This is a genomic window from Microcoleus sp. A003_D6, assembly GCF_036702825.1.
Lineage (GTDB): Bacteria > Cyanobacteriota > Cyanobacteriia > Cyanobacteriales > Microcoleaceae > Microcoleus.
In genome coordinates this window covers 1-7,208 of the sequence record NZ_JAUBWA010000041.1, presented here as the reverse complement: position 1 = coordinate 7,208, position 7,208 = coordinate 1, and the positions used below count along the sequence as shown (strand labels likewise).

Below are 7,208 nucleotides of genomic sequence, written 5' to 3'. Positions count from 1 at the left end.
AGAAGGACTCAAGTCCGATGCTAACAACCAACCGTTAATTCTTCTGCGGGCACTTCGGATGAATCCCCCCCTGCAAACAAATGTAAGCAATTTGAGTTTTATCTAGATTCTCAGCCTCCGCAAAATCAACTCCTTGAAATCTACCCGATTTACTACCGGCCGAACTTTGAATAAATTGATCCGAAGCCGCCTTCCCCACAAACACAGCCCCTTGAAAATTCGCGCCCGCTAAATTCGCGCCCCTAAAATCAACCGAACTCACGTCCGCATTCCGCAAATTAACATCTTGCAAGCGAGCATCTTTTAAATTCGCGTTGGCGAGTTTAGTAGAAGTCAAATCGGCTTTTTGTAAGTTAGCACCGCTCAAATCCGCACCGGACAAATCAGCACCTTGCCATTCCGAGTTAGACAAATTTGTCAAGGACAACTGAGTGCCTTGAGCCTTCACTTTGCCCAAACGCGCACCTGACAAATCAGCACCTGACAAATTCGCGCTTCCTATATCTGCACCGGTAAAAATTGCATTTTTTAACATTGCTTGCTGCAAATTTGCCCCAATTAAAATAGCACTGCTGAAATTAGCTGAATTCAAATTTCCGCTTGACAAATTAGCTTTGTTCATGACAGCGCGCACAAAAGTAGTCCGGTTCATTACAGCGCTGTTCAAAGACGCCCCGGTCAAATTTACTCCTTCAAAATTAGCTGCGCTCAAGTCAGAAATCCAATCGTCAAATGTACCCGGACGCCTGTCTTCGCCAGTGCCGTAAAAGCGAGTTCCCTGCAAGCTGGCATTGGTTAAATTGGCGTTTTTCAGCTTAATTCCCGACAAGTCAACTTTGTTTAATACTAAAGTAAACTGACCCGGGCCGGCAGGACTTTGAGCTAAATCCGTGCGGCTGAGATCCGCGCCGTTGAGCTGGCTGCTATACACTGTGAGAATTTTGCCGATCGCCCTTTGTACTGTTCGCTGGCGGGCGGCGGCTAACTCGCGTTCCGGGGCCTTGCCGCCAAAGCGCAGGGAATCGAGGTCGTTGCTGAGGGCTTGATTCAACCGCTGCAAGTCAGGCAAAGCTTTCGGGCCGCTACTGACTAAAGCTTGCTGGATCGCGTCCAGCATGGCGCGGTTGTCTTCTTGAGCTAGCAAATCCGCTAGCAGCGGTACGGCGCGGGAGTCTTCCACCGCCCCCAAAGCCAAAATTGCCGATCGCCTGCCGGATGCCCCGCTAGGCGAAGTCGGAGACAATTTGCTAACTAAAGCCACAAATAATTCGTCGTTCCGCTGCCGCGAATCCCGCATATTTGCTTGACTTTGAGTGTAGATGAGAGTGCCGACAAACAAAGTTAAAATCAATCCCGCGCTGCCGAGGGTTACTATCACTAAAGTTGCGCCTGGGTGTTGGCGAATCCAATTCCACAAACTGGGATTTTCTTTCATGTCGGTTTCGGGAGTCAAAACCAAAGCTGCAATCTGCGCGTCTTCCTCTGTCCATTCTTGACTCTTGACAGGATTGGCAGACTGTGGGTTCGATCGACCGCTGACGACCAAAGTATTCGCGAGCCGATCGTGTCCCGATTGCCGTTTGTAGCGCAATGCAAAAGCGCCGTCTGCCAGCACTGCCAAGCCGCTCAGCCCCCCTAAAATGATTAAATCTGGAAACGCACCCGTCAAGCGCCAAATCCCGTAAGCGACGCCCAGAGGCACTCCCCAGCGCCCTAAACTTTCCCTAATTAGCACTTGCCCAAAACCGGGAGGAGTGCCAGACGCTGTGACAACTTTGACGCCGAACCAGCGTTTGGGGAGAGTTTGACCGGTTCTGGCGAGCAAAAACAGTTGCCACGCCGCTAAAACCGCAGGTGCCAGCAGCGCCCCCGACCAGAATAGATTAGTTAGGGGTGCGACTCTGGGGCTGCGATCGCGCATCGGTATGCCCAAAGTACGGGCGACGGTTTCGGATGCTGCTGCTACTGAGGAATTGAGCGGCACGGTTTGAGTTTCCTTGTTGACCAATGCCCCGATACTGAAAGGAACGAGGGCGCTGGCCGCAATTAACGAAATTTCCACGGCCCAAGCGCCGCACCTGCGAACCAGCAGTGGCATTTGCTGGGATTGTGTTTGCCAAGACGGATCGGGTTGATTAATACCACCGGGTGCGGTTGGGCTAGCCATATTTAGAAATTCCTATTATTTGTCGTTAGTTGGAGGAATCAGGAGATATTGCCAATTTATCAGAAATTTGGGTTTAAAACCCCGTCCTTGGCTTGACGGCTTTCTATTGGATGAGCGTGAATTTACGCTTGGCAAAGCAACCCCAAACCAGGTTATAATTAAGTTGTCAGGGTGAAACTCCCTTGCCATCGTGAAACAGTTGAGACACACTTTCAGGCATAAATTTAGGGGCAAAGAGCGGCGAAAACTCTTAAAACAGCTAGGGATAAAAAAATAATATCCCAATACCAGAGAACCAAATACTTTGTTGACTACTGAAGTAAGGCGGGACACGCCTGAACTCTAGGTTCATATCCTAGTACGCTTGGGGAGATAGACCCTCTGGGATTAACTAAGTTAAGCTCGTCAATTGGTGGTATTCCACGGTTGAAAGGTTTAAGTATTGCCGTAAGGATAGTGAGTAGTAAGGTCAGTCGTGGAGCCAAGAATCACCTCGCCATTAGGACGGTCGGTGAGTGTCAAACGCTATGTAGATTAGCACTCCGAGAACGGCAAGAGTCATCAGGGCGGAAATTAGCTTTACGATGCTATTGAAGATTGTCAGGACAATTATCGCTCCGACGGCAAAGGCTGCCACCTGCCCGGGTTTGGGGAGTCTTTGAAACTTGTCGAGTAATTGATTGTAGAAGGTTTCGACAGCCTGATAGGTGTCTGGATTTTTTTGGATGAGCGGCGATCGCTCTAGTTTAGCTTTTAGTTCTCCGATCGCTTGCTGCCAATTGAAGTTATTTTGAGGATTCATAAAAAAATTGGGAGTTAGTTTAGCTGTACATCGATCATTTTAGGGCGGTCACATTAATAAGAGTCACATTAGCGTGTTCCCAAGCGCTAATTATCCTCTACCGTCAAAGAAGTAGAACCGGACGCCATTGTGTTCGGATAAATAAGGATAAAAATGAAGATATGCTATCCGTGCGATCGCCCCAGACTGCGCTTTGGCCCGATCGTGACCCTAGCCTTGGCAATGATTTTAGCGGATGCCGGTGCCCTTCGGAGCCAACCGCTACAAATTGCTCCGGGATTTCCCGAACCGCTGGGAGTTTCTGGAATTTCCGGCGGCCCGAACAATAGCGGCGACTGCGGTTTTGTGTCCCAAGCACCGAACCACGTCATCGAAGTAACGCAGGATTTGCCTTACTGGCGGATTGCGGTACAAACCGCTGGAGCTCCGAGTTTGATGATTCAGGGGCCGAGGGGGCGTTTCTGCGTCCTGCCGGCGAATGCTGCTGCGGGGAATGTAGAATTTTCCGGTTATGGGGACAAGGGGACTTATGTTATTTTTGTGGGCGATCGATCTCAAGCTCAACACCCTTACTCTCTCTCGATTTCCCAAAAGCGAAATTAACAATACAACGCGATTAGGACGCTTGCTGTGAGAAAATGGCTTTTTTGCGATCGTACATAAGCCTGGTTTCTGACAGCAAGTGCGTGGAATAGCAATTTCATATCAATTTTGTATTTGGTTTTTAACCCACTTGCGAAACAATCTGAGAGTTTGACTCGTGCCCGCTGTTTGACTTTGTTCGCAATATTGAGAAATAGCTTCAATAATTGGCAGATTGGGAAAAGTAGGACTAATTTCTGATTCCACATATTTCCCATCTTGAAGCACATTAATCTGAAGCTTGTTATTTTCATAGCGCCAAATTTCAGGTACTCCCAGCGCCTCGTAAGCGTCCAGTTGAGTTGGGGAAGTTAGATCCACTTCAATTGCTAAGTCAGGCGGCGGATCGATTGTTAAGTCAATCCGCTTTTTGCCAATCATTAAAGCGTAATTCTGGATGTAAAAGCAGTTGTCAGGTTCAATTCCTTGTAACATACTTTTTCGCTTGAAAGTCGTCGAACCAAAACATTCTCGATCAATTTCAAGTTCTTCGAGTAATATTTTGACCATATCCCCAATAATTTCCTTATTGAATTCATGTTCTGGTAGTGGCATCCTAATCTCCAAAGTTCCTTGACTGTAAGCTATTCTAGAGGCACGGTGTTCTCCCAACTCTTCTAAAATTGCTTCAAATTCCTGCCAATTAACATCATGGAACAGCACTCTCTGCCCTGGGGGTACACTGATTTGCCTTAATTGCAGCGTTACCATTGAAACCTCCGATTTATTTAAATTTATTATAACTTGCGCCAAAAATATTGTAGGGTGCGCAGTGCGCGCCTTACTAATAACTTGCGCTCAAAATCTAGCAGTCTAATCTGCTATTTTTTGCTGCTTGTAAAGTTCCTTAAACTTGCGCTGCTGCTCGTTGTGGTCTACGATCGGATCGGGATAAGGAAGAAGTCGGCGTTCTAAAGGCGAAATATTTCCTGTTAGCAAAAGTTTAGTATCAACTCGGCGCAATTCTGGAACCCAGTGGCGAATATATTCCCCTTCCGGGTCAAATTTTTGAGCTTGACTGGCGGGATTGAATATTCGCAAAGGTTTCGGGTCCATGCCGCTAGATGCGCTCCACTGCCAGCCGCCATTATTAGCAGAAAGGTCGCCGTCTATCAATTTTTGCATGAAGTATTTTTCGCCCCACTGCCAGTTAATAATTAAATCTTTGGTGAGGAAGCTGGCGACTATCATGCGGCAGCGATTGTGCATCCAACCTGTCTGATTTAACTGCCGCATTGCCGCGTCGATAATAGGATAACCAGTTTTACCTCGACACCAAGCTTGAAAGAGCTTTTCATCGTTCTCCCAAGGAAAGTCTTTGAATGCTTGACGGTAGGGCCCGTCTGCTAATTCTGGGAAGTTATACATGGCGTGTTGGTAAAATTCCCGCCACGCTATTTCCTGTTGCCAAGTTCGGATGTTTGTAGACGCTTCTTCGCTGTGGCAAGTGTCCATTACTATCTGGGTAGCTTGCCAAACCGTGCGGATGCCAATTGCACCAAATTTGAGGGCGGCGCTGAGTTGGGATGTGCCGTTAGTTGCGGGGAAATTGCGCTGTTCTTGATATTCGTAAATTGCCCGATCGCAAAATTCATCCAACTTTTCTCGCGCTGCATCTTCTCCGGGTTCTATTACTAATGGATTTTCCCAAATAAATCCCAAACTAAAGGCAGTTGGCACTGTTTCAATTGCACCTGCTTGGTTGGCAATTTCTTGTTCTTCTGCGGTTAATCCGGTCATTAATTCCAGATAAGTTATCGGCAGTGTCTCTACTGGTTGGGCTTTGGGTTGGCTGTTCCATTTTTTCCAAAATGGGGTATAAACTGTGTAGGGTTGTCCTGTACCGCTGCGAATTTCGTCCGGGGCGTGCAGGACTTGATCCCAGAAATTTTCGACTTGAATTCCTGCTTGTTGGAGGGCGTTTGATACACTTAGATCGCGCTGTTTTGCGTAGGGTTCTACATCCCAGTTCCAAAATACTGCTTTGGCATTTATAGCTGTTGCTAATTTCGGTATTCCGAGACTCGGGTCATTTTCAATTATCAGTAATTGACTGCCTGCTTCGCTGTAACGCGAGGAAAGTTTTTGCAAGCAGCCGATCATGTATGTGACTCTGGCTGGCGCTACGTCATCGCGATTTAGGATATTGCGATCGAGACAAAAAATCCCGACTACTTTAGGGCTTTGCTGGCGCGCTGCTGCCAGTCCGATGTTGTCAGAAATACGCAAGTCGCGGCGATGCCAAAATAAAATTAGATCGGACATTAGATTTTAGATTTTAGATTTTAGATTTTAGATTTTACAGTTCTGGAGACACGCGGGGTCAAAAACCCGGTTTCTAAGTTAAGATTTATCGGTTTGATGCACGATTATTATAAGAAACCGGGTTTTTTTCGTCAGTCCTATTTAAGTCAAAAATGGACGCGCCAAGAAAAAGCTAGAAATTGATTTCGCGTCAATTGGTTCCCCAGCTAAAATAGCTTTTTCTAATTCTTCAGGGGTGAATAAAACTGTTTCCATGTCTTCATCATCGTCTTGTGCTGGCGGCTTTTCCAATTTTTCCAAATCTCGGGCTAAAAAAGCATAAATAATTTCGTCGGAATAACCGGGGGCGAGAAAAAATTGCCCTAATTCCTGCCATTTTCCAGCGCGATATCCGGTTTCTTCTTCGATTTCGCGTTTAATAGTTTCGGCGGGATTTTCATTGATTTCTACCGTACCTGCGGGAAATTCTAAAATCCGCCCTTTGGCTGCAAAGCGGTATTGCCGCACCAAGACGAGTTTGCCTTCGGGTGTGACGGGAACTGCAAGTGCTCCGCCCGGGTGGCGAATACATTCCCACTCGCCTTCTGAACCGTTGGGAAGGCGGAGGGTGGCTACGTCAAAGTTAAATTTGCGCCCTTGGTAAAATAGGCGCTGTTTGAGGAGTTGGGGTAGTTCTTGACCGATCGACATAAGCGAGAAGCGAATAATGTTAGAGTGCACTGATTTAAGACATCATAGGCCATCGAAGCCCTAAATTTTGCTGAATTTTTACACGGGCAATTTTTGCACTCCAGAACAGTCTGCGGTTTGCAAGAGTTGGACGATCGCACTTTTCGTCACCGGATGCACCCAATCCGGGGCTATTTCTGCTAAAGGTACTAATACAAAAGCTCTTTCGGTCATCCGGGGATGAGGTAAAGTTAGTGTCGGAGTTTCTAGGATTAAATTGTCGTACAGCAGCAAATCTAAGTCTAGGGTTCTCGGCCCCCATTTTTCTCGGCGAATTCGATTAAATTTTATCTCGATTTCTAATAAATTTGCTAGCAATTGTTCCGGTTCTAGTGCAACTTCTAGGATGGCGCAGGCGTTGATGTAATCGGGTTGGGGCGGCCCGACGGGGGCGGTTTGATACCAGCTTGAATGAGATTTTACTGCGATTTTTGGGGTGTTGTTGAGGGTTGCGATCGCGCTTTTGAGTGTGGCGAGGGAGTCGCCTAAGTTGCTACCGAGGGCGATCGCGCATTTTGTTAATTTCATAAGGAAGAAGGAAGAAGGAAGAAGGAAGAAGGAAGAAGGAAGAAGGAAGAAGGAAGAAGGAAGAAGGAAGAAGGA

The 7,208-nt window shown here is 47.1% G+C and carries 7 protein-coding genes; 1 reads left to right on the top strand and 6 read right to left on the bottom strand.

Features of this window, described 5'->3' with window-relative positions; translation table 11 throughout:
- Positions 1 to 34: 34 nt before the first annotated feature.
- Positions 35 to 2,167 (bottom strand): pentapeptide repeat-containing protein, encoded by a 2,133-nt coding sequence (locus tag QUB70_RS13420; RefSeq protein ID WP_332980967.1) that lies wholly within the window; start codon positions 2,165 to 2,167, stop codon positions 35 to 37.
- Between the two features lie 499 nt (positions 2,168 to 2,666).
- The gene (locus QUB70_RS13415; RefSeq protein WP_332980966.1) at positions 2,667 to 2,969 is read right to left on the bottom strand and encodes a hypothetical protein; all 303 of its coding nucleotides are present in this window, start codon (positions 2,967 to 2,969) and stop codon (positions 2,667 to 2,669) included.
- 153 nt (positions 2,970 to 3,122) lie between these two features.
- Here QUB70_RS13415 and QUB70_RS13410 point away from each other — a divergent pair, with 153 nt between their 5' ends.
- The gene (locus tag QUB70_RS13410) at positions 3,123 to 3,572 is read left to right on the top strand and encodes a hypothetical protein (protein ID WP_332980965.1); all 450 of its coding nucleotides are present in this window, start codon (positions 3,123 to 3,125) and stop codon (positions 3,570 to 3,572) included.
- 102 nt (positions 3,573 to 3,674) lie between these two features.
- On the opposite strand, the gene QUB70_RS13405 is transcribed toward QUB70_RS13410, so the two are convergent.
- From QUB70_RS13405 to folK, 4 genes are all read right to left on the bottom strand, one after another.
- Positions 3,675 to 4,322 (bottom strand): Uma2 family endonuclease, encoded by a 648-nt coding sequence (locus QUB70_RS13405; protein ID WP_332980964.1) that lies wholly within the window; start codon positions 4,320 to 4,322, stop codon positions 3,675 to 3,677.
- Positions 4,323 to 4,424: 102 nt separating this feature from the next.
- A complete protein-coding gene (locus QUB70_RS13400) occupies positions 4,425 to 5,876 on the bottom strand; it encodes an FAD-binding domain-containing protein (RefSeq protein WP_332980963.1) in 1,452 nt (483 codons plus the stop codon).
- 141 nt (positions 5,877 to 6,017) lie between these two features.
- Positions 6,018 to 6,566, bottom strand: coding sequence for an NUDIX hydrolase (locus QUB70_RS13395; RefSeq protein WP_332981026.1), 549 nt, complete (start codon positions 6,564 to 6,566; stop codon positions 6,018 to 6,020).
- Between the two features lie 78 nt (positions 6,567 to 6,644).
- A complete protein-coding gene (gene folK / locus QUB70_RS13390; RefSeq protein WP_332980962.1) occupies positions 6,645 to 7,133 on the bottom strand; it encodes a 2-amino-4-hydroxy-6-hydroxymethyldihydropteridine diphosphokinase in 489 nt (162 codons plus the stop codon).
- Positions 7,134 to 7,208: the final 75 nt, after the last annotated feature.